A 22,429-nucleotide genomic window follows, 5' to 3' on the forward strand; every position below is an offset into this window, starting at 1 on the left:
GCCCACTCTACATAATAATGAATTTTTTATTTATAACACTATGAAAAAAACAACGCCGTTAAACCCTGTCACATTGCCTTTAAATCAAGTCAATCTTATTGAGGCTTCAGCCGGTACGGGAAAAACTTATACTATCGGCTCGTTATATCTCCGACTTTTGTTACAAGCCGGCGAACAAAATTTTTCTCGTCCATTGAATGTGGAAGAAATCTTAGTGGTAACGTTTACTGAAATGGCTACGGAAGAATTAAAGCAAAAAATTCGTGAACGTATTACGGATGCCATACAAAAATTATCGGAATATGCGGAAACGAAAGAAATCACCGCCTTTAAAAATGATGAATTTCTGATCGCACTTTGCGAAAACATTGATAATTTACCGCTTGCCATTCAACGTTTAAAACTTGCCGAACAAAATATGGATCTTGCCGCTATTTTCACTATTCACGGGTTTTGTCGGCGAATGTTAATGCAATATGCGTTTAATTCCGGTGTTCACTTCAACTTAGAATTGTTAAAGGATCAATCGGATTTGCTAAAACAATTTGCTAATGAATTTTGGCGTGAACATTTTTATCCGTTGCCTTTTGATGAAGCGAATTTTATTGCAAATGAATTGGGCTCGCCTGATGAGGTGTTGGAAATTTTAAAATCCGATTTGGGCAAAGATGTGCAGGTGGAAATAGACAATCCCCACTCTTTATCTTTACCGATTGGTGAGTTTTTACAGAGAAACCTTAGCGGATATTTGCAGGCGGTTGATGAATTGAAAGCGTTTTGGTTACAACAAGTAGATAAAATCGGCGAGCTTATCACCGAAGAAATTTCCAAAACCTACCCGAAAGGTTCGCCTAAAAAGTTAAATCGAAGAGTATATCAAGCCGGCAGATTAAAAAATTGGTTTGCACAGATTAATAAATGGGCAAACCATACTCGGGATTATCATATTCATCAACTTTTAAAGGATTATTTTCTGCAATCCGTTTTAGCGCAAAAAGGCGAGGAGGGAGCAGCTCCTTTTCAACATCCCGTTTTTGTGGAATTGGAAGATCGGGTGCAGGAACTCGTTGATCCGGCATTACTCAAAAAAATCACCCTTTATCATTATCGCCAAGGCATTTGGCAAAAACTCCTTGAATATAAACAAAATCATCAGGAAAAATCTTTTGATGATTTATTGCGTTTACTTTGTGAAGCCTTGCACAACGAGCAAGGCGATAATCTGGCGGAAATGATCCGCTTTCAATATCCTTTCGCAATGATTGATGAGTTTCAAGATACGGATGCGCAACAATATCGCATTTTCTCAAAAATATATCGGGATCATCGGGTGAAAAATACCGGTTTTATTATGATAGGTGATCCTAAGCAGGCGATTTATCGTTTTCGCGGTGCGGATATTTTCACTTATTTAAAAGCAGCACAGCAGGCGGATGAACGCTTTAACTTAACCAAAAACTACCGCTCGCAAAAGCAGGTTGTAGAAGGGGTAAACGCGCTATTTGATTTCAATGATTTACCGTTTATTTACGATAATATTAAATTTTCTCCTGTTGGCGCACGTGAGGATCATTACCGATTTTATTTGAATGGCGAATGCGAGCCGGCTTACCGTTTTTATTTGACGGAAAATGACGGTAAAAATTTAGATAAAACCGCTTTGGCGCGCACTTGCGCCATTTCAATTCAACATTGGTTAAAAAGTGCGGTTGAAAATCAGGCGGTTTTTAAAGCTGAAAAGGACAGCAAAACGCTGCAAGCTGCGGATATTGCCGTATTGGTGCGTGATAAGAATGAAGCCGAATTAGTCAAAAGTGAATTACAGCAGTTGGGCATCGCTTCCGTTTATCTTTCCGATCAAAACTCGGTATTTGATAGCCGCGTGGCAAAAGAACTGGTGCTTGTGTTAAAAGCCTGTCTGAATGTGGCTGAACGCCCGATTTTAAATGCGATTGCGACCGCACTTTTCGGCTTGAATGCGGCGGAAATTCACCAGATTCATCATAATGAAACGGATTGGCAACGCAGGGCGGATAGTTTTGCTCAATATCAACAAATGTGGAAACGACAAGGCGTGTTGCCGATGTTGCATCAACTTTTGTTGGAACAAGGCATTGCGGAGCGATTATTAAGCTTACCTAAGGGAGAGCGGGATTTAACGGATTTCTTGCATTTGGCTGAAATTCTTCAACAAGCGGCAACCCTCAATGAAAGCGAAGCGGCATTGCTAAGTTGGTTTGAAAAACAAATTCAAGGCGAGGGCAGACAAGAGGCGCAAATTCGTTTGGAAAGCGAGCGTCAGCTGGTAAAAATCGTGACTATCCATAAATCCAAAGGGTTGGAATATGATTTGGTTTGGTTGCCGTTTTTAGCCGTGCCGAGCCGTGATCCAAGTAAATCGGGTAATGCGGCAAAAGAAATGAATCTTTATTATTCCAAAGAACGGGATACGATGATATGGGATATGCAAAATCGCCATTTAGATGCCCTGAACCAAGAAACTTTTGCGGAAGAATTACGCTTGCTTTATGTGGCGCTGACAAGGGCAAAATACCAAATGGCATTTGCCTTGCCTACGCAATTTGATAAAAAATGGAATCCGTTCCTTTATGTGCTGACGCAAGGCGAAATCGGTGAAAAATTGGAATTAGCGGAGAACTACCAAACGGCACCGTTGCTCGATCAATTTAAGGCAAAAATGAAGGCAGTGATGATTGAATCGGCAGAGACATTAATTAAATTGCCGCCTTTGTTTTTTGGCAGAACGGAAGAGGGGCTTGCTGCGGCTGAATTTAGCGGAGAGATCGAGCAAGATTGGCGTATTACCAGTTTCACCGGGATTGAACAAGCGCACCGTCGGGCGCATTATTTGAGCGAAAGTGCGGTAAAAAAATCCTTGGTTTTTGATGAAGCGAAAGATTACGACATTTCTTCCGGAATATTGACCGCACTTTCGGAACAAAAAAACGCGGATATTTTAGGGCTTCCCCGTGGTACACAAGTCGGGACGGCGCTACATCGTTATTTAGAAAAAAACGATTTTAGTCTGTTAAGCAATGACGCGGCTATCACAAAGCTGTGTCAAGAATTACAACTTGATGAGGCTTTTATCAAACCGTTACAACAATGGTTTGAGCGAATTTTGCAAACGCCTTTCTCCGAAGCCGTGCCGCTGAAACTTGCCGGAGTGGCGAAAACGGATTGTATTAAAGAAATGTCATTTTATTTATCAATCCGCGATCATTTTGATGTGGAAATCTTCAATCGGGCTTTGAAGAACTATCATCGACTACCGAGTGAAAAATTGCAATTTGAAGATATTCAAGGAATGGTACGGGGAACTATTGACTTAGTATTCCGCCATCAAGGTAAATATTATTTGTTGGATTATAAATCGAATTTCCTTGGCGAAACGCAAACGGATTATTCACCCGAAGCGCTTGAAAAGGCGATGTTACATCATCACTATGATTGGCAATATTTGCTTTATACCTTGGCATTACATCGTTATTTAAAAACCGTGGATCGTGATTATGATTACGAACGTCATTTTGGCGGCGTGTTTTATCTTTTCTTGCGAGGTATGAACGGCAAAGCGCAATCCGGCGTATTTTTTGATCGCCCAACGAAGCAACTCATTGATGAATTAGAGGAGGCGTTTTAATGCTAAACCTGTTACAAGAACTTAATGAGCAAGGCATAATCAGTTATAGCGATTATTATTTTGCGAAATTGATTGCAGATAAACAACCGACCGATTTACCTGAGAATGTTAAAAATCTAGCGATATTACTTGCTGCACTTTGTAGCTGGCACTACGCACAAGGGAATACGTGCGTTGCGTTGGATAAACAATTGGAACGAAATTTGTTCGGCTTAGGCTATCGTTCGGCAGAAAAAAATTATCCGGCAGCGATTCAACAAAAAATAGATTTTCTGCCTGTGGTGCAATGGCAATCCGCTTTGTGTGATCATATCGCTTTTACACAAGATCCGATTTCACAAATCGCACCGCTCGTATTTCAATTCGGCGCATTGTATTTTTATCGAATCTGGCACGATGAATATCGCGTGGCGAATTACATAAAAAATACCTTAAAAAATAACCGCACTTTAGCGTTTTCTGATGAAAAAATTCGGGAAAAGTTAGCGATCTATTTTCCTCAAAAAACAGATGATACCGATTGGCAAAAAGTGGCGGTTGCGATAGCGATAAAAAGCCCTTTTACCGTGATTACGGGCGGTCCCGGCACAGGGAAAACCACAACCGTGACCCGTTTATTGTTAGTGTTGCAAGAATTGTACGCACACCGATTGCATATCAAACTGGTTGCACCGACAGGGAAAGCCGCTTCACGTTTGGAAGAATCCATTCAAGAGGCTTTGGGATTTCTACAACAGTCAATGGAACTGCCCGTTGCCTTGATTCAATCTGTTCCGCAAAAAGCCGCAACCCTACATAGTTTGCTTGGCGTGAATGCTTTCAACGATAACGCCCGTCATAACGTACATAATCCTTTGGCGTTGGATGTGCTTGTGGTGGACGAAACATCAATGATCGATTTACCGTTAATGGCGAAGTTAATTAACGCCTTAAAACCTGAAACCCGCTTGATTTTATTAGGTGATCAGGCTCAACTTGCTTCTGTGGAAGCCGGGGCTGTGCTTGGCGAGTTGGCGCAATGGCGGGATTTGCCTTATAGTGATGAAACGGCGGATTATTTACGTAGAACCACAGGTTATGAGGTAGCAAGCACGCCAACCTCTAACCCAATGCGTGATTTCCTATGCCATCTCACTTTTAGTCGCCGTTTTGATAAAAATTCCGCTATCGGTCGGCTTGCGGAACAAATTCAGAGAGGCAGTGCGGAAAAAAGCCTTGCATTGTTTGTCGAATGCCCGCAAGAATTACAATTTAATGCTTTTGATTCTGCTCAGAATGAAGCCGCTTTCGTACGGCAAGTGGTGGAAAGTGCGGTCGAAAATTATCGCCTTTATTTAACGGAACTTCGAATGTTACAAAGACGGGGTGTCGATTTTGCTGCACTGAATGAACAAGGTAAAAGCTATGCGGAAAGTATTCAAACGTGCTTTAATTCAAGCGGATTTTTAACCGCACTTCGCACTTCCGCATTAGGTGTCGAAAACCTGAATAAAGAAATTGCCTTGGCGTTACGCCGAGAAAATTTGCTTTGGTTTCGCCACGAGCAGGATTGGTATATCGGTAAACCGATTATGATTACGGAAAATGATCACAATGTACGCCTTTATAACGGCGACATCGGTTTGTGTCTGGAAAAGGGTAAGGTATGGTTTGGTAATCGGGAAGTGCTTACCAGCCGCATTCCGGCACATGAACCGGCATTTATGATGACGATTCATAAATCACAAGGATCGGAGTTTGATCACACCTTTATGGTGCTTCCGACGGAACTTAATCCCGTACTTTCGCGTGAATTGGTATTTACCGGGGTAACTCGTGCCAAAGAAACATTAACGGTATTTGCTGAGGAAAAAATCTGGAAAACGGCGGTTCGTCAAGGAATGAAGCGGCAGAGTAGGCTAGGGAAATTATTAGAGAATGTAATACAAACAGGAGACTAGTATGAAATTATATGTTTATGATCACTGCCCGTTTTGTGTACGGGCAAGAATGGTTTTCGGCTTAAAAAACCTGCCTTTTGAATTGGTTGCGTTGGCAAATGATGATGAAGCGACACCAATCGGTTTAGTCGGTAAAAAAGTTGTACCGATATTGATCAAAGAAGACGGCACGGCTATGCCGGAAAGTTTAGATATTGTTCGTTATGTGGACGCGCATTTTGGCGAAAAATTACTCTCCGAACAGGTTCGTCCTGACGTTGAGGATTGGGTTAAATCGGTAGGAAGTTACTACAATCATTTATTAATCCCACGCTTTGTGAAAATGGGGTTGGCTGAATTTGAAACACAAAGTGCGGTTGATTATTTCGTTAAAAAGAAAACGGAATCTATCGGTGATTTTCAACAAAATTTAGATGACACGGCAACTTATCTTGTTCGTTTGCAGCAAGATCTTGAAGCGCTTGTTCCGCTGATTAAGTCGGCTTCAGCTTTGAATAACGGACTTTCTTTAGAGGATATTATCGTTTTCCCAATGCTACGTAATTTAACCTGTGTGCGTGATCTGAAATTTCCGCCGAAGATATTGGCTTATCTTGAAAAAATGTCTGCACAAAGTGGCGTGGCATTGTATTTTAATAAAGCTATTTAAAACAAAAAACCTGCCGATTGACAGGTTTTTTGGGGGGATTCCAAATTAAGCGTGGCAAGTTTGGCAAGCCGCTTGGAACATCCATACAAGTTTTTCTTGTTCTTTGATGTAGTCGCTCATTTGAGAAGCAGTGCCTTCATCATTCGCTTCACCGGCAATTTCAAGAATTTCACGTTGTTGCTCAAGTAATACTTTTAAGCCTGATAATGTGCCTGATAAGCAGTCTTGTGCGTTGCTTACCGCAATGTCTTCTTTAATACGGGATACTTTTAAGTATTGGCTATAGCCATTGTTTGGAGTGTAACCTAAAGTGAGGATACGTTCTGCAACTTCATCCACTTTGGTGACTAAATCATTGTAGATTTCTTCAAATTTTGCGTGTAATTCAAAGAAATTTACCCCTTTAATATTCCAGTGATAACCACGTACATTGGTGTAGAAAACTTGATAGGTTGCAAGTAGGTCGTTTAATTTGCTTGCTAATTCTGCAGATTGTTCTTTATCTAGTCCGATAGATGTTTTTGACATAGTATTTTCCTCTTGTATTGTAAATTCATTTTTCTCTAAGCAGCTCTGCATTAGATGGGCTTATTATACACAGAAAATATAGGGAATAAAGTGACTTTACCAGATAAGATTAATAGATAATATGTATTGAATTTATTTTTATGAGAGTATTTGACAATTAATTTCCCTTTACACCCTGATCTTTTCATTGATTTTGTAAATCATCATCTTGTCGGTGCTGTTTTGGGCTACAATAAGTGCGGTTAAATTTTAAAGTGTTTTTTCAAGGAGGTGCTATGCTAGAGTTAATTAAACAGGCATTACCACAGGATGTTGCATTAAACCAAGCTATCACAGAAAAACTTAAACAGGGACAATATGCCGGTTTCTTGAATCACCGACAGGTGGCGGAACTTTGCCAAGATTTTGAAATCACACCATTAAAATTAGCACTGCATTTGTTACCGATTGCCGCTTGTTACAGCCATACGGCGGTGTCTCATTTTAATGTAGGCGCAATTGCTATTGGGGAGTCGGGGGATTTTTATTTCGGTGCAAATCAAGAGTTTGCCGATACGGCTATTCAACAAACCATTCATGCTGAGCAAAGTGCGATTAGCCATGCTTGGCTACGGGGCGAAAAGTGCGTAACGGATGTGGTGGTAAATTACACGCCTTGTGGGCATTGCCGCCAATTTATGAATGAACTGCATAGGGCAGAATATTTAAAAATTCATCTTCCGCATAGTATGAATAACCCTTTACACAATTATTTACCGGATTCTTTTGGGCCGAAGGATTTAGGCATTGCCGTGCATTTGTTGGCGAAAGAATCTCACTCTTTGAATACCACTGATACGGACGAATTGATAACTCAAGCCATTTTAGCGGCAAATCAGGCGCATTGCCCTTATTCTGAAAGCCCGCACGGTGTGGCGATTCAATTTCTCGATGGTGAAATTATAACCGGGCGATATGCCGAAAATGCGGCGTTTAACCCAAGTTTGCCAGCCTTGCAAACGGCGTTGAATTTTGTTTATTTGAACAACAAAAAAACGGTGGATATTCAGCGTATAGTGATGGCGGAACGACCAACGAAATTAAGTCATAAAGCAATGGCGAAACAGCTTTTATGTGCGTTGAACTTGCCGGCATTAGAATATGTAAAAGTGTAAATAATGAGGGAAGAGTAATCTTCCCGTCTTTATTCGCTTGTTGCTTGAAAGTGTTCTGCAAGGGTTTGAAAGAGTGCTTGGATCTGTTCGGCACGATAACCCAGCACACGCACCATTATCCCCGATTCATTTAAGAGTGACGCACCAACCAACATATTTTTTTCTTCGGAAATCAGGGCGTGAATATCTTGTAAAATTCCCTTCAATTCGACTGCACTTTTACTCAAGTTTAGATAAGTTAATGCGCCTTGATGTGAATAGTCTTCCATTTGGCTTAGGGCGGTCAGATTCATTTGAGCGGGTAGCCATTGGATACAATCGGACACCAGCGGGCGTTTTCCCCCCTCCTTTTGTAAGGCATAAATTTTTAAATGTGAAGAGAATTGACGGAATGCAAAACGTTCTTCGTTTAACACCCGCCCGATAGCAATAATTTCACCGTAAATCAGCTCGCTATTCTCTCGCATTTCTATTGTGGTTTTTTGTTTGAATGCCGAATCTTTATGTAGAACTAAAGGGTGAGGCAAATAAAACAAACGGCTTTGTTCGGCAAGCTGAATGCGGGTGATTTGCTCGGCACTATCACCTTCATTCATTGCTTGTACACGGGTAAAGGCTTGCGTATTAAGCGAAAGTGTGGTCGATTTTGCCAAAGAAATTTGAATATCCAACAGATCGCCCGCTAACACACCGGGAGAGGAGGACATCTGCATCGCATTTAATCCGTTCAACCAAGGGGAGGAATAATTCGGCAAAGTCATCACTTTAAAGGGTGGCGTTGCAAAGTATTCCGCAAGTTGGGTTGTGCCATTGGAAGAAAGTTTTGTGGAAAGTTTGAGTTTGCTGTTCATTAGCGCACCAAACTTGTTGGATCATCAATATTTTTCAACAAAGCGTATTTTTCAATCCAGCCGATAACACCGTCTAAATTTTCGTTTTTCATCAAATTGGTAAAAATAAACGGCTGACCGTTACGCATACGGCGTGCGTCTCGCTCCATTACGCTTAAATCCGCGCCAACAAATGGTGCAAGATCGGTCTTGTTGATCACAAGCAAATCTGAACGGGTAATGCCCGGCCCGCCTTTACGTGGAATTTTCTCACCTTGTGCTACATCAATCACGAAAATAGTGACATCCGCCAAATCAGGGCTGAACGTTGCTGATAAGTTATCCCCACCGGATTCGATAAACACGATTTCCACATCAGGGAAACGTGCAACCATTTCATCCACCGCTTCTAAATTCATCGAAGCATCTTCCCGAATTGCCGTGTGCGGACAACCGCCCGTTTCAACGCCCATAATTCGTTCAGGGGGAAGTAAACTGTTCTGGGTTAAAAATTCCGCATCTTCTTGGGTGTAAATGTCATTGGTGATAACCGCCACACTATAACGGCTCGCTATTTCTCGGGTTAAACGCTCGATTAAAGCGGTTTTCCCTGCTCCCACAGGGCCAGCCACCCCGATTTTGATGTAGTTACGCATTGTTTATTCCTTGATTATAAAAAGTTTATCGAATTCCCAATTATAGGGACTATTTATGATATAACTTGCTATTTCATCATAAGATTTATCATTACGAATGATATGTTCATAATAATTTTTTTGCCAAATGTGTTCGCCTAAATAGGGTTTTAATTGTTTAGTAACCACCGCTTTATATCCCCGAATAATTGAATCTACTATATTCGATGGAGAATTCCGCTGTAGGGGCGTATTACATACGCCCTAATAATATAACTAAGACATATACAACCGACTATAAAGGGTTTCGTGTTGCATTGAACGAACATCGTTTGCCAATGTTGCCGCACCTAACCATTCCGGATCAGGATTAAGGCTATTTTCGACCGCACTTGCAATCGACTCTCGTAAGGCAAAAAGAATATCCTGTCCGTCCATTTGGCTTAACGGCACGAGTTTCACACCGTTGGTGACTACGCCAACCGCCGCATTATAGTAAAACGCATAAAGGGTTTCCGATTTGTCGAGTTTCATTGCCTGTGCCACCATGGCAAAGACGATGGGAAAGAAACCTTTTGCTTGATTTTGGTGGATAGCCAGCTGAAATTCCGCCAGTAGCGGATTGTTTTCATAACGAATAAAAATCTTGAGCAAACGTACACCCAATTTATAACTGCCTTCACGGCTTTCGCGAGCGATTTTCGTTGCGGCAAGTTCTTGATCTAATTCCAACAGACGGGCTAAATCTTGGTTTGCCATTGCATCAAAGGCAAGCGATAAATAAGCCCCGTCATTATAAATCCAGTTCTGCAACAGTTGCGTTTGGACATACTCCTCAAGGCTGACTTTACGGCTTACCACACCTTGTTGAACGAAAGTCTCCAACCCGTTGGAATGGTTAAACCCCCCTATCGGCAAGGTTGGATCGACTAAATGAAGCAAAGCCCCAAGTCTGGTTAATGCTTGTGCCACACGCCATCTCCGTGATGATGATAACCGTGATCGTGGGAATGATGCCCGTGTCCCTGTGCCGAATTGGCTCGTAATGCTTGACTTAAACGGCGTTCGGCTTTTTTCGGCTCAAATCCTGCCGCTTGTAGCCATTCAAACATCGGCTTATCAAAAGGGAGGGTAACCTCATCACCGTCTAAAAACAGCGGCGAATGTTTATTGCCGATTTCATAGCACGCCCGTGCCATTTCCGGCAAGGTTTTAGGTGATAGAACAATGACTTCACTCGGTAAAATCTCGATCACAATCGCAAGTTCATCACTGATAAACACCACATCATCGTGCTTTAAACGTTGCCCCTCTTTAAGCAGACGGAAGGCGATTTCACGCCCTGTATCTGTGCTTTTGCGTAGAATGTTACGTTCGCTTTCATACCACTGTAATGCCACTCGTTCAATTTTTTGATGAGTAATTTTCCCTGCTGTGCGAAGGTCGGTTAAATTGCCTAAAATGGTATCCATTATAGGAAGGATTGGATTGATGATTTTCATATTTTTTCGTTATTCTAAGACCTGAAATTGATTTAAAACTTGCCGAAAATTGACCGCGCTTTAGTGCTCTTTGCAAGACCATTCGGTTACAATCAATTTGATTACTACAATTTTTTGCAATTCATGCTTTTCAAATTGCCAGTCGTTTTTTTGAGTGTAATTTTCCATTAAGCATTGTAGAGCCGTGATTTTTTCTGCTTCATTGTCAATTATGGAAATTTCACCTTTTCCCATAATACTTTGATATAAAAAGGAATAATGGCAAGCAATATTTGCTGTTACTATATTGTGTTTTCGATCCATTTCAAAGACAGCACTAGGATTTTGTTGAATTAAATCTATCTTTTTACCTTTTACAAAACCGTGAAAATAAAGTGTTAGTTGGTTGTCGTTTGCCTGAAAACCAAAGTTTAGCGGCACAATATAAACACTCTCACCATCACGCAAACCTAAACGGCAGACATCACATTGCGCCATAATTTCCAACATTTGATTGTAATCGGTTATGGCACGATCTCGGCGGCGGATCTTAGGATTATTCATCTTTATCTCCTCATTACCACTGGGCGGCTAAATTTTGGTGATTTTAAATTTAGCCGCTTGCAGTGATTTGTATTTATTAGATTCGTAGGTCTAAATAACCAAACTAGAACATAAAATACCGCTGCGCCAATGGGACTTTTTCTGCCGGCTCGCAAGTGATTAATTCACCGTTTACACGCACTTCGTAACGTTCCGGATCGACGGTGATGTCAGGTGCTGTATTGTTATGCACCAAATCCTTTTTCCCGATGTTACGGCAGCCTTTGACGGCAATCAGTTCTTTGTTTAAACCATATTCTGCTTGAATATCGGCTTGTTTCGCCGCTTCAGAAACGAAGAATACGGCGGTTTGGGCTGTTGCCGAACCTTGATGACCGAACATTGGACGATAGAAAACGGGTTGTGGTGTTGGAATTGAGGCGTTCGGGTCGCCCATTTTGGCGTAACTGATAAACCCTTTTTTGATAACGGTTTCAGGTTTTACACCAAAGAACATTGGTTTCCATAGTACGATATCGGCAATTTTGCCTACCTCAAGTGAACCGATGTGATCGGAAATACCATGGGCGATAGCCGGGTTAATGGTGTATTTGGCGATGTAGCGTTTAATGCGGAAATTATCGTTTCCTGCCGTACCTAATTCGCCACGTTGCGCTTTCATTTTATCCGCAGTTTGCCATGTTCGGGTAACCACTTCGCCGATACGTCCCATCGCTTGCGAGTCGGAACTCATAATTGAGAACACCCCCATATCATGCAAAATATCTTCCGCCGCAATGGTTTCCGGGCGGATACGGCTATCGGCAAATGCCACATCTTCCGGCACGCGTTTATCCAAGTGGTGGCAAACCATCAGCATATCCAAATGTTCGTCAATAGTATTTACGGTGAACGGGCGGGTCGGGTTGGTGGAAGCCGGCAACACGTTCGGATACATTGCCGCTTTAATAATATCCGGTGCGTGCCCACCGCCTGCGCCTTCTGTGTGGAAGGTGTGGATAACGCGCCCGTCAATCGCTTTCATGGTGTCTTCCAAGAAGCCGCTTTCGTTGAGGGTGTCGGTGTGGATTGCCACTTGCACGTCCATTTCGTCCGCCACTTTTAAGGCGGCATCAATCACCGCAGGCGTTGCGCCCCAGTCTTCGTGGATCTTTAAGCCTAATGCACCGGCACGAATTTGTTCTCTTAAGGGTTCGAGGGTAGAGCAGTTACCTTTGCCGAAAAAGCCGACATTCACAGGTAATGCTTCCGCCGCCTGGAACATTCGCTGTAAATTCCAAGCTCCGGGGGTACAGGTGGTGGCGTGCGTGCCGTCAGCAGGACCTGTACCGCCTCCGATAAGCGTTGTTGTGCCGTTTTCAATCGCATGCTGAGCCTGTTGCGGACAGATAAAGTGAATATGAGTATCGATTGCGCCTGCGGTTGCGATTAAATTCGTGCCGTTATGCACTTCGGTGCTTGCACCGATAATCATATTTGCTGTTACGCCGTCCATCGTGTCAGGATTACCCGCTTGACCGATGCCGACAATGCGGCCGTCACGAATGCCGATATCCGCTTTAATAATGCCTAATTTTGCATCAATGATCATTACGTTGGTGATCGCAAAGTCCAATACATTCGGATTATCACGGGTTGCCGTGCCGGATTGTGCCATTCCGTCACGCACGCTTTTACCGCCACCGAATTTGCATTCATCGCCTTTTGTTAGTAAATCTTGTTCAATCGTTGCCCATAAATCGGTATCACCCAAACGTACGCTATCGCCGACAGTTGGTCCGTAAGTCGCTACATATTGGGATCTTGGAATGATCAGTGCCATTTTTTCCCCCTATAATTTGCCATCAATTTTGTTATGGAAACCATAAATTATTTGATTTCCGCCAAATGCCACCAGCTCCACCGTTTTGGCTTCGCCCGGTTCAAAACGTACTGCGTTACCGGAAGGTACGTTTAAACGCATACCGCGCGCTAAAGTGCGGTCAAATTCAAGGGAGTTATTGGTTTCAAAGAAGTGATAGTGTGAGCCCACTTGAATCGGGCGATCACCCTTGTTTACTACATCAATTTTCACGGTTTTTCTACCCGTATTGGCGTGAATATCGCCGTTTGCTAATTTGTATTCTCCAGGGATCATTATTTTAATCCTTATCGTTAAGTTTTCTTTTCTTCCTTTCCCCATTCGGTTTGAGAAAAGGGTGGAGGGAGTGTTTATCTAATCGGATGATGTACGGTAACCAATTTCGTACCATCGGGAAAAGTCGCTTCAATTTGCACTTCATCTACCATTTCCGGTATGCCTTCCATCACATCATCAACGGTTAAAAGCGTTGCGCCGTATTGCATTACTTCCGCTACGGTCATTCCGTCTCGTGCCGCTTCTTGCAAATGGCTGGCGATATAGGCGATAGTTTCCGGATAATTAAGTTTTACACCACGAGCTTTACGCTTTGCCGCTAATTCACCGGCGAGGAAAAGCATCAATTTTTCTTGTTCTCTTGAGGTTAAGTGCATAGTTACCTTCTTTCATTAGTATTATTTGGGATTAAATAGGTGAGTGATTTTTTTAGAATTTAATTTGCTGTGGTCGACTTTATTTTTAAACCATAAAACAAACCAAGACGATACGATGAAACCGATAGTATAAGGTGCTAAGCCTGTTTGTGCTATAACAAATTGAATAAAAATAGCGAGGATAATTCCTATAATGACATACACAAAGTCTCGTAATCGGTTACCGGCAAAAGCACAGGCTACCAGTATAGCGGAGAAGCTATAAATACCGTTTGCAAGTTGATTCGGTTCGATTTTAAATAAACAATCCGCAATAAAAGGACTAATAATGGTTGCGGTCATTCCCCAAATTGCCGCAATGGGGGAGTTAATCGCAATAGCGATAAATAAAAATAATCCGGTTACTAAACTTGAGCCAAAGTTTACTTCAGCCCAAGCATAAAAGGGTTGGTTGATAGAATCTAACGTTGCGGTGTGATCGATTAAATTCGGCGTAGTCTGCGATAGTCCAAATAAACCAATTTGTGCAGCTCCCCAACAAAAAATCCAACAAGTAAGGACGAAAGGAAAGGTGTAAGCAACCCGATTTCTTTTAGTAAATTCGCGCATAATAATCGTTGCGACAGCCGAACTTACAATGCCTAGGAAGAAAATCAGAGGAGAAATGCCGTTTAATCCAAATGTAAACATGGTGCACATAAAGGCAAGACTAGCATTGAAACCATATAAACCTTGTTTGATTTCGTTTTCCGGATAGTGAAATTTGATGGCGATGATTGTACCGATGATTGAACCCAGTAAACAGCCGATAGCGAGCGTCCAATGGCTGAAAAACATTGCAATAAAGATAATAAGCCCGGATAAACCGTTTTCTTGTAAAAAAATTTGCCCGATTCCAACGAGGACGATTTTCATAAACTGCATAGAAATACCCCCTAAAAGATAATGTTTTTGTAGTTTAAGAGTATTTAAAGGCAATGCCAAATATAGAAAAGTAAATTCTAAAATTTAATATTTGCAATGAGATCATATCTTAAATATTCAGTTATTTATTAGAGTATATATAATCTTTTTACATTTTGATGAGATAAAAGCGCATACTAAATGCGCTTTTAATGATGAAAATAAATTAAGGCTTAAAGCACTTTCACAATACTTTCACAGAGATGGCGAATGTTATCTTCCGTAATACCCGCCACATTAATACGACCTGAACGCACCGCATAAATCGCAAATTCTTCTTTTAAGCGATCAATCTGTTCACCGGTTAAACCGCTAAAGGAGAACATGCCGTTTTGTTCAATGATGAAGCTGAAATCCTGCTTCGCACCGTATTCTTTAAGAAGCTGCACAAATAAATGACGCATTTTTTTGATGCGTTCACGCATTTCGGTGAGTTCATCTTCCCAAGATTGGCGAAGTGTCGGATCGTTTAATACCTGAACGACTGTCGCCGCGCCGTGTGATGCCGGGTTGGAGTAGAGCGTACGGATAATGGATTTCACTTGAGTCAAGGCGGTTGCTGCAATATCGGAATCGGCGGCAACTAAAGTAAATGCGCCCGCACGTTCATTATATAAGCCGAAGTTTTTTGAGAATGAACTTGCGACTAACAATTCTTTATGATTTGCTGCAAAAGTACGTAAACCGATAGCATCTTCATTTAAACCGTTTGCTAAACCTTGATAAGCAAAATCGAATAACGGTAACCAACCGTTTTTGGCAGAAAGTTCGGCAAGTTGTTTCCATTGTTCCGGTGTCGGGTCAATCCCTGTCGGGTTATGGCAACAACCGTGAAGTAACACTACATCGCCTTCACCGGCATTGCTTAAATCGGCGATAAGGTTATCCCAGTCGAGCGCTTTGTTTTTCGCATCATAGTAACGGTATTCACGAATAGTCATTCCCACCGCATTGAAGATTGCATTGTGGTTCGGCCAAGTCGGCGTACTGATCCACACATTTTGTGCCTTAGTTTGGCGTTTTATAAATTCCGCTGCAATACGTAATGCACCGGTTCCGCCAAGGCTTTGCACGGTTCTTGCACGTTGATTTTTCACGATTTCACTGCCTGAACCGAATAACAATTCTTGAGTTAAACGGTTATATTCCGCAATGCCGTCAATCGTGAGGTAATTTTTGGTATTTTCTTTATCGAGCAAGCGTTTTTCCGCTTCTTTTACAGCCCGCATAATCGGCGTTGCACCTTGGGCATCTTTATAGACTCCAATACCGAGATTGATTTTATTCACACGGGTTTCAGATTTGAATGCTTCGCCTAAGCCAAGAATCGGATCGGCAGGGGCGGCTTTAATATTTTCAAACATAGCGTTTTCCTTTTTTGATGTGTGTAAGTCGGCTAATTTATACTGCAAGCATTTATGTTTAGCAAGTAAAAACACCATAAAAATAAACCGCACTTCAATCTTTTATACATTACGTTAAAAAGTGCGGTTAAAAATGAATTTATTTTAATTTATCTATCGTCCAACTTAATCCAGATTGATAATCAGCCGGCAATTCCTCTCTCAGCTTTTCTAATTGTTGAATTAACACGGCTTTATCAGGGGGAGAAAGATTAATATGTCCGACTTTACGTCCTTCCCTTACTTCTTTGCCATACCAATGAAGTTGTGCAAAAGGGGTATTGAGCCATTTTTCATTGTGTTCCGTACCGATTAAATTCACCATCACGCTTGGCGCAACGGTTTTTAGCTCCGGTGTCGGCAGGTTTAGTAAGGCACGCAAATGGAGCTCAAATTGGCTTATTGCGCAGCCGAGTTGAGTCCAATGTCCGCTATTATGTACGCGTGGCGCGAGTTCATTAATCAGCAGTTGATCGCCGACGACAAAACATTCCATTGCCATCACACCTACATAACCGAGTTTATCCATAATTTTACTCAACATTGTCTCCGCTTGTTTTTGTAGTACGGATTGTTGTGGAAAATCGGTATCTACCACGCTATAACGCAAAATACCGTTTTGTTGGAGATTATGCGTAACGGGGTAAAAACGTTTTTCACCGTTTCTAAAACGTGCGCCGACGATTGATACTTCATAATCAAAGGGAATAAATTTTTCTGCGATCACTTCACCAAATAAATCATCGGTAATATCCTCTTTATTTTCGTTGTCGATGATCCATTGACCACGCCCGTCATAACCACCGGTACGGCGTTTTACGACCACTTTTTCACCCACATTTTGAAATACCTGTTGCCATTGCTTTTTATCTTCCAATAAACACCAAGGCGATGTGGAAAGTGTCAGTTCATCTAACAAAGATTTTTGCGTTAAGCGATCGGCCAACAAACCAAAAATATCCTGATTGACGAAATTTTTGTGATGACCGAGTAATTCCGTTAAAGGCGTTTTTTCCCAACGTTCGATTTCGGCGGTAATCACCGCATTTTCCGGTAAATCGAATATAGGTGCATTGAAGGCTAAAGGTTCAACATAAATATCTAAAGGCGCACCGGCATAACGAAGCATTCTGCCTAATTGACCATTGCCGAGAACATAAACGGTAGGGTAGAGAGAAGATTTTTGCATGGGATTTCTCATAAAATAATCGAAAAAACAACGGTATTATGTATCAGTTTTACGAAGATAATTTTATATCCAATATTTATCGGGGGTAGGGTGCGTTAAGCTTCGCGTAACGCACCGTTTCATCATTAAACCCTCAATTGGTGCGTTATGGCTTCGCCTAACGGCACCCTACAAGGATTTGTTCAACTGTTACGTAATACTGAAAAACAACCGCACTTTTTTAAGTGCGGTCAGATTTGAAAAGGTTTTATACACGCGGATCGGGATTATCCAAAACCATATAGGTTTGTTTTTCACGGAAAGTTTGCAAACGTGAAAGCAATTCGTAATCCCAAGCCGCCAGAATTTGCGCCGCAAGTAATCCGGCATTGGCAGCACCGGCAGGGCCGATGGCTAATGTGCCGACCGGAATACCTTTCGGCATTTGCACGATAGAATAGAGGCTATCCACACCGCTTAACATAGAACTTTTCACTGGCACACCAAGCACCGGTACAAGGGTTTTTGCTGCAATCATACCCGGTAAATGTGCTGCTCCGCCTGCACCGGCAATAATCACTTTGTAACCGTTTTGCTGCGCATTTTCAGCAAAAGTAAAGAGTTTATCCGGTGTACGATGGGCAGAAACGACTTCAACGTGATAAGGCACGTTGAGTTCATCTAAAATTTGGGTTGCTTCTTGCATGGTTGCCCAATCGCTTTTTGAACCCATAACAATGGCAATTTTGGCTTGTGTTGCAGACATTTTTTGCTCTCACATAAAACTAAAAACGCTGCGTAGAATAGCATAATTCGGCAAAGTTAAGCAAACGTTTGCTCGATTGTTTTAATGGAAAATATCATTGCAAGTTTCACCGTAAAATCATATCCTAAGCGCAGTTTTTTCCTGAAACAAAGGGCGAGTTATGTTAGCCAAGGCAAAGTATAGAAAAGATTACAAACAACCTGATTTTACCGTAACGGATATTTATCTGGACGTTCGCTTAGATCCTCAACATACCGTGGTGACGACAACCACACAATTTAAGCGTTTAAATGACGAAGCGACACATTTACGTTTAGACGGTCACAGTTTTCAATTTTCTTCCATTAAATTTAACGGTGAACCTTTCACCGCCTACCAACAAGATAGTGAAGGCTTAACGTTGGATTTAAGTGTTAAAAGTGCGGTTGAATTTGAGCTTGAAATTGTGACGATTTTAATTCCCGCAGAAAACACCTCACTGCAAGGTTTATATCAGTCCGGCGAAGGCATTTGCACGCAATGCGAAGCTGAAGGATTTCGCCAAATTACTTATATGCTGGATCGCCCTGATGTTTTGGCACGTTACACCACCAAAATCACGGCGGATAAAACCAAATACCCGTATTTACTTTCCAATGGCAACCGTATTGCCGAAGGGGATTTGGAAGAGGGGCGCCATTGGGTTGAATGGCATGATCCTTTCCCGAAACCAAGCTACTTATTTGCATTGGTTGCAGGGGATTTTGATCTTTTACAAGATAAATTCATCACCAAGAGCGGGAGAGAAGTTGCCCTAGAACTTTATGTGGATCATGGTAATTTGGATCGTGCCGGTTGGGCGATGGAAAGTTTGAAAAAAGCGATGAAATGGGATGAAGATCGTTTTAATCTCGAATACGATTTGGATATTTATATGATCGTTGCCGTCGATTTCTTCAATATGGGGGCGATGGAAAATAAAGGATTGAATATTTTTAATTCTAAATTTGTATTGGCTAACCCACAAACGGCAACCGATGATGATTATCTTGCTATTGAAAGTGTGATTGCGCACGAATATTTTCACAACTGGACGGGCAATCGCGTAACCTGTCGGGATTGGTTTCAATTAAGTTTAAAAGAAGGCTTAACCGTATTTCGTGATCAAGAATTTTCATCAGATACCGGGTCGCGTGCAGTGAATCGTATCAATAATGTGAAGTTTTTACGTACGACTCAATTTGCTGAAGATGCAGGCCCGATGGCGCACCCGATCCGTCCGGAAAAAGTGATTGAAATGAATAATTTTTATACCGTTACCGTGTATGAAAAAGGGGCGGAAGTGATCCGTATGCTACACACTTTATTGGGTGAGCAAGGTTTCCAAAAAGGAATGGCGTTGTATATTGCGGAAAATGATGGAAAAGCGGCAACTTGTGAGGATTTTGTTTCTGCGATGGAGAGAGCAAATGAGGCTGATTTAACGCAATTCCGCCGTTGGTATAGCCAATCCGGTACGCCGGAACTGCTGATTAGTGACGCTTATGACGAGCAAACCCACACTTATCGCCTCACCGTATCACAATCTACGCCGCCGACAGCGGATCAAATGGAAAAAGTGAATTTACATATTCCTCTCAAAATGGCGTTGTATGCACAAGACGGCACAAAGCAAATGTTACAGCATAATGGCGAACCGTTAAGCGGTGTGTTGAACATCACGGAAAAAGATCAAGTATTTGAATTTCACGGTATTTACGGTCGTCCTGTTCCTGCATTATTGGCGGATTTTTCTGCACCGGTAAAATTAGATTACGATTACACCGCCGAACAACTTCTTACCTTATTAAAATTTGCCGAAAATGCCTTTGTACGTTGGGATAGCGCACAAACATTATTTACTAATGAACTACGGCACAACGTTAGTCATTTTCAGCAAGGTGAAGAATTTGAAATTTCGCCGCAAATTTTGACCGCACTTTCACAAGTTTTGGAAAACTATGAAAGCGATATTGAACTTGCAACGCTAATTCTCACTTTACCTCGTGATATTGAATTTGCCGAAAATTTCAAAATTATCGATCCGGACGGCATTGTGGCAGCCCGTGAATTTATGTTGCGTACGATTGCGGGTGCGTTGCAAGATCAATTGCTTAAAACCTATAACCACATCCGCTTGGAGGATTATCGCGTCACACGGCAAGATATCGCCTTGCGTGCAATGCGTAACCTTTGTTTGAGCTATTTGGCTTACACACCGCTTGGCAATAATATGGTGCATAAACATTACAACGCAGCGAACAATATGACGGATACGCTTGCCGCTCTGACTGCCGCAACAAAAGCCGCATTGCCGTGCCGTGATATTTTACTCGCCGATTTTGAGCAAAAATGGCAACAAGACGGCTTGGTGATGGACAAATGGTTTGCTTTACAGGCGACACGCCCTGATGAAAACGTATTAGAAATTGTAAATCTGCTTATGGATCACCCAAGTTTTAATTTCAACAATCCGAACCGTTTACGCTCGTTGGTAGGAAGTTTTGCAAATCAAAATCTCAAAGCTTTTCATGAAATCAGTGGCTCGGGATATCGTTTTTTAACGGATGTATTGATTCGCCTAAACGACAGTAATCCGCAAGTCGCCGCACGCTTGATCGAACCTTTGATTCGTTTTGCCCGCTATGATGCTCAACGCCAAACCTTAATGAAACGCGCATTAGAACGTTTGAGCTTGGTTGAAAATCTTTCCAAGGATTTATTTGAGAAAATTGATAAGGCGCTGAGATAGGAAAATCATTAAAGATCACACAAAAGTGCGGTCAATTTTACAAAGATTTTGGGGCATTACGCCCCATTTTTTATTTCGCCTAGAGTCATTGGCAGAATGTCTCCCATTGTTTTAATAAATACTATTACTTATTCGATATTTTGAATTCATTAGTTTCCCACCTTATAACTTATATGCATATAAAAGTGATTTTTTGTATTTTGAGATAGGGGAAAAGGATGGCTATGATGAAGAAAACAAACTGAGAAAATAAATTTAAACACACAGGAGAAATACTATGCCTTTACTCTCAACTCAGCTTATTCAATGGTTGGACGAGCATGCCGACAGTCTTGATCAATCGGATCTATATGCCGATGTGTTATTACATCAATTAGCCCAAGATAATATTTTTAAAAGCGGCGTGCCAACCGAATTTGGTGGTGATGGCGGTACGATTGAACAGACCATCAGACTTATTCAAGCCGTAGCGGAGCATTCATTGACGGCTGCTTTTGTTGCTTGGGGACATCGTACGCTCATTGAAAATCTTTTAGCAAGTGAAAATCAAGCCGCCAAAGAAAAATGGTTAGCCGCTTTAATTTCAGGTGAAATTGCAGGCAGTACCGGTTTATCTAATGCGACTAAATTTCTTTCGGGAGTGGAAGAATTACAGGTTTCTATTACCGAACAAGAAGGAAAACGCTATTTAAACGGCTATTTACCTTGGTTAACCAATTTACGTGCCGAACGCTTTGTGGTTGTTTTTGCCGCCGAATATGTCGATGTCGATAAAAAACCAATTGTGATTGCCGTTCCTTCCGAAGCCTTGGGTTTAACCAGATCGGAAAATCTATCATTAGTTGCATTACAGGGCAGTAATACGGCAGCATTGCGTTTTGAAAACGTGGAATTAGCTCCCGATTGGATACTTTCTGATAATGCGGAAACTTACCTTGCTAAAATTCGTCCTGAGTTTTTAGGGCTGCAATGCGGAATGGCATTCGGCTTGGCACAACGTAGCTTAAGCGAAGTGGAAAAAACACTTGGTTCAAACCGTGCGGTGTTGAAAACGGAATGGGAAACACAAAAAGTCGCACTTGCCGATTTACAACAACGTCTATTCAATGGTTTAGCGACAGGGGCGTTTCGTCAAAATCCTAAAGCGATATTTCAAATTCGCATTGATGTCGTGGAACTCGTTGCGCAAAGTTTATTATTGGAATTGCAGGCCGGAGGTGGTAGAGCTTATCTTGAGAATACGGGATTCAGCTTTATCCGCCGTTGGCGGGAAGGGGCATTTCTACCGATTGTCACACCAAGTGCGGTGCAATTACGCCTTGTTTTATCGCAAAGCTAAAATAAGGGATAGAAAAGTGCGGTTATTCAATAGAAAATTTTTTCTTTGGTAAATTTACTTT

19 protein-coding genes are annotated in these 22,429 nt (G+C 41.8%); 6 read left to right on the forward strand and 13 right to left on the reverse strand.

Going from position 1 to position 22,429, the window contains the following annotated elements:
- The first annotated feature begins 40 nt into the window (after nucleotides 1-40).
- The 3 genes from recB to grxB are packed head-to-tail and all read left to right on the forward strand — an operon-like array spanning nucleotide 41 to nucleotide 6,253.
- The gene (gene recB / locus IHV77_RS11230; protein ID WP_194812031.1) at nucleotides 41-3,664 is read left to right on the forward strand and encodes an exodeoxyribonuclease V subunit beta; all 3,624 of its coding nucleotides are present in this window, start codon (nucleotides 41-43) and stop codon (nucleotides 3,662-3,664) included.
- On the forward strand, nucleotides 3,664-5,604 hold the full coding sequence (recD, locus tag IHV77_RS11235) for an exodeoxyribonuclease V subunit alpha (protein ID WP_194812032.1): 1,941 nt from the start codon (nucleotides 3,664-3,666) through the stop codon (nucleotides 5,602-5,604). The genes recB and recD overlap by 1 nt, the downstream gene beginning before the upstream one ends.
- Before the next feature lies 1 nt (nucleotide 5,605).
- On the forward strand, nucleotides 5,606-6,253 hold the full coding sequence (grxB, locus tag IHV77_RS11240) for a glutaredoxin 2 (RefSeq protein ID WP_194812033.1): 648 nt from the start codon (nucleotides 5,606-5,608) through the stop codon (nucleotides 6,251-6,253).
- Between the two features lie 45 nt (nucleotides 6,254-6,298).
- Here the strand turns inward: grxB and IHV77_RS11245 are convergent, their stop codons facing one another.
- Nucleotides 6,299-6,781 carry a Dps family protein gene (locus tag IHV77_RS11245; protein WP_194812034.1) on the reverse strand — a complete coding sequence of 161 codons (483 nt, stop codon included), beginning with the start codon at nucleotides 6,779-6,781 and terminating at the stop codon, nucleotides 6,299-6,301.
- A gap of 275 nt (nucleotides 6,782-7,056) precedes the next feature.
- Between IHV77_RS11245 and cdd the strand changes: the two genes are divergently transcribed.
- Nucleotides 7,057-7,935: a cytidine deaminase gene (gene cdd, locus IHV77_RS11250; RefSeq protein WP_194812035.1), complete on the forward strand. Its 879-nt coding sequence runs from the start codon at nucleotides 7,057-7,059 to the stop codon at nucleotides 7,933-7,935.
- A gap of 29 nt (nucleotides 7,936-7,964) precedes the next feature.
- Here the strand turns inward: cdd and IHV77_RS11255 are convergent, their stop codons facing one another.
- The 12 genes from IHV77_RS11255 to purE form a co-directional block, all read right to left on the reverse strand.
- The gene (locus IHV77_RS11255) at nucleotides 7,965-8,786 is read right to left on the reverse strand and encodes an urease accessory protein UreD (RefSeq protein WP_194812036.1); all 822 of its coding nucleotides are present in this window, start codon (nucleotides 8,784-8,786) and stop codon (nucleotides 7,965-7,967) included.
- On the reverse strand, nucleotides 8,786-9,421 hold the full coding sequence (gene ureG, locus IHV77_RS11260) for an urease accessory protein UreG (protein WP_194812037.1): 636 nt from the start codon (nucleotides 9,419-9,421) through the stop codon (nucleotides 8,786-8,788). Before ureG ends, IHV77_RS11255 begins: the two co-directional genes overlap by 1 nt.
- Nucleotides 9,422-9,676: 255 nt before the next feature.
- Nucleotides 9,677-10,372 (reverse strand): urease accessory protein UreF, encoded by a 696-nt coding sequence (locus tag IHV77_RS11265; protein ID WP_194812038.1) that lies wholly within the window; start codon nucleotides 10,370-10,372, stop codon nucleotides 9,677-9,679.
- Nucleotides 10,357-10,902 (reverse strand): urease accessory protein UreE, encoded by a 546-nt coding sequence (ureE, locus tag IHV77_RS11270; RefSeq protein ID WP_194812039.1) that lies wholly within the window; start codon nucleotides 10,900-10,902, stop codon nucleotides 10,357-10,359. The genes IHV77_RS11265 and ureE overlap by 16 nt, the downstream gene beginning before the upstream one ends.
- A 60-nt stretch (nucleotides 10,903-10,962) precedes the next feature.
- Nucleotides 10,963-11,445 (reverse strand): pyridoxamine 5'-phosphate oxidase family protein, encoded by a 483-nt coding sequence (locus IHV77_RS11275; protein WP_194812040.1) that lies wholly within the window; start codon nucleotides 11,443-11,445, stop codon nucleotides 10,963-10,965.
- A gap of 103 nt (nucleotides 11,446-11,548) precedes the next feature.
- Nucleotides 11,549-13,267: an urease subunit alpha gene (ureC, locus tag IHV77_RS11280; protein WP_194812041.1), complete on the reverse strand. Its 1,719-nt coding sequence runs from the start codon at nucleotides 13,265-13,267 to the stop codon at nucleotides 11,549-11,551.
- Nucleotides 13,268-13,276: 9 nt separating this feature from the next.
- Entirely contained in the window at nucleotides 13,277-13,582 is a 306-nt protein-coding gene (ureB, locus tag IHV77_RS11285; protein ID WP_194812042.1) for an urease subunit beta, read from the reverse strand.
- A 74-nt stretch (nucleotides 13,583-13,656) separates the two neighbouring features.
- Nucleotides 13,657-13,959: an urease subunit gamma gene (gene ureA, locus IHV77_RS11290; RefSeq protein WP_194812043.1), complete on the reverse strand. Its 303-nt coding sequence runs from the start codon at nucleotides 13,957-13,959 to the stop codon at nucleotides 13,657-13,659.
- A 21-nt stretch (nucleotides 13,960-13,980) separates the two neighbouring features.
- Nucleotides 13,981-14,883, reverse strand: a complete 903-nt coding sequence (locus IHV77_RS11295) for an urea transporter (protein ID WP_194812044.1) — start codon at nucleotides 14,881-14,883, stop codon at nucleotides 13,981-13,983.
- Nucleotides 14,884-15,095: 212 nt separating this feature from the next.
- A complete protein-coding gene (locus IHV77_RS11300; RefSeq protein WP_194812045.1) occupies nucleotides 15,096-16,286 on the reverse strand; it encodes an amino acid aminotransferase in 1,191 nt (396 codons plus the stop codon).
- A 139-nt stretch (nucleotides 16,287-16,425) separates the two neighbouring features.
- On the reverse strand, nucleotides 16,426-17,514 hold the full coding sequence (gene purK / locus IHV77_RS11305) for a 5-(carboxyamino)imidazole ribonucleotide synthase (protein WP_194812046.1): 1,089 nt from the start codon (nucleotides 17,512-17,514) through the stop codon (nucleotides 16,426-16,428).
- Between the two features lie 247 nt (nucleotides 17,515-17,761).
- Nucleotides 17,762-18,259: a 5-(carboxyamino)imidazole ribonucleotide mutase gene (gene purE, locus IHV77_RS11310; protein WP_194812047.1), complete on the reverse strand. Its 498-nt coding sequence runs from the start codon at nucleotides 18,257-18,259 to the stop codon at nucleotides 17,762-17,764.
- A 160-nt stretch (nucleotides 18,260-18,419) separates the two neighbouring features.
- Between purE and pepN the strand changes: the two genes are divergently transcribed.
- Together pepN and IHV77_RS11320 are read left to right on the forward strand one after the other, a co-directional pair.
- Nucleotides 18,420-21,029: an aminopeptidase N gene (gene pepN, locus IHV77_RS11315; RefSeq protein ID WP_194812048.1), complete on the forward strand. Its 2,610-nt coding sequence runs from the start codon at nucleotides 18,420-18,422 to the stop codon at nucleotides 21,027-21,029.
- Between the two features lie 277 nt (nucleotides 21,030-21,306).
- Nucleotides 21,307-22,368 (forward strand): acyl-CoA dehydrogenase family protein, encoded by a 1,062-nt coding sequence (locus IHV77_RS11320; RefSeq protein WP_194812049.1) that lies wholly within the window; start codon nucleotides 21,307-21,309, stop codon nucleotides 22,366-22,368.
- Nucleotides 22,369-22,429 lie beyond the last annotated feature (61 nt).

Origin of the sequence: Rodentibacter haemolyticus (assembly GCF_015356115.1) — a bacterium.
GTDB classification, from domain to species: domain Bacteria; phylum Pseudomonadota; class Gammaproteobacteria; order Enterobacterales; family Pasteurellaceae; genus Rodentibacter; species Rodentibacter haemolyticus.

Bases quoted from the DNA above. Each gene is read 5' to 3' on its own strand.
- recB (WP_194812031.1), top strand. From the start codon at position 41: ATGAAAAAAACAACGCCGTTAAACCCTGTCACATTGCCTTTAAATCAA.
- IHV77_RS11295 (WP_194812044.1), bottom strand. From the start codon at position 14,883: ATGCAGTTTATGAAAATCGTCCTCGTTGGAATCGGGCAAATTTTTTTA.
- ureC (WP_194812041.1), bottom strand. From the start codon at position 13,267: ATGGCACTGATCATTCCAAGATCCCAATATGTAGCGACTTACGGACCA.
- IHV77_RS11320 (WP_194812049.1), top strand. From the start codon at position 21,307: ATGCCTTTACTCTCAACTCAGCTTATTCAATGGTTGGACGAGCATGCC.
- IHV77_RS11255 (WP_194812036.1), bottom strand. From the start codon at position 8,786: ATGAACAGCAAACTCAAACTTTCCACAAAACTTTCTTCCAATGGCACA.
- purE (WP_194812047.1), bottom strand. From the start codon at position 18,259: ATGTCTGCAACACAAGCCAAAATTGCCATTGTTATGGGTTCAAAAAGC.
- cdd (WP_194812035.1), top strand. From the start codon at position 7,057: ATGCTAGAGTTAATTAAACAGGCATTACCACAGGATGTTGCATTAAAC.
- pepN (WP_194812048.1), top strand. From the start codon at position 18,420: ATGTTAGCCAAGGCAAAGTATAGAAAAGATTACAAACAACCTGATTTT.
- recD (WP_194812032.1), top strand. From the start codon at position 3,664: ATGCTAAACCTGTTACAAGAACTTAATGAGCAAGGCATAATCAGTTAT.
- IHV77_RS11275 (WP_194812040.1), bottom strand. From the start codon at position 11,445: ATGAATAATCCTAAGATCCGCCGCCGAGATCGTGCCATAACCGATTAC.
- ureG (WP_194812037.1), bottom strand. From the start codon at position 9,421: ATGCGTAACTACATCAAAATCGGGGTGGCTGGCCCTGTGGGAGCAGGG.
- grxB (WP_194812033.1), top strand. From the start codon at position 5,606: ATGAAATTATATGTTTATGATCACTGCCCGTTTTGTGTACGGGCAAGA.
- ureE (WP_194812039.1), bottom strand. From the start codon at position 10,902: ATGAAAATCATCAATCCAATCCTTCCTATAATGGATACCATTTTAGGC.
- IHV77_RS11245 (WP_194812034.1), bottom strand. From the start codon at position 6,781: ATGTCAAAAACATCTATCGGACTAGATAAAGAACAATCTGCAGAATTA.
- ureB (WP_194812042.1), bottom strand. From the start codon at position 13,582: ATGATCCCTGGAGAATACAAATTAGCAAACGGCGATATTCACGCCAAT.
- ureA (WP_194812043.1), bottom strand. From the start codon at position 13,959: ATGCACTTAACCTCAAGAGAACAAGAAAAATTGATGCTTTTCCTCGCC.
- IHV77_RS11300 (WP_194812045.1), bottom strand. From the start codon at position 16,286: ATGTTTGAAAATATTAAAGCCGCCCCTGCCGATCCGATTCTTGGCTTA.
- purK (WP_194812046.1), bottom strand. From the start codon at position 17,514: ATGCAAAAATCTTCTCTCTACCCTACCGTTTATGTTCTCGGCAATGGT.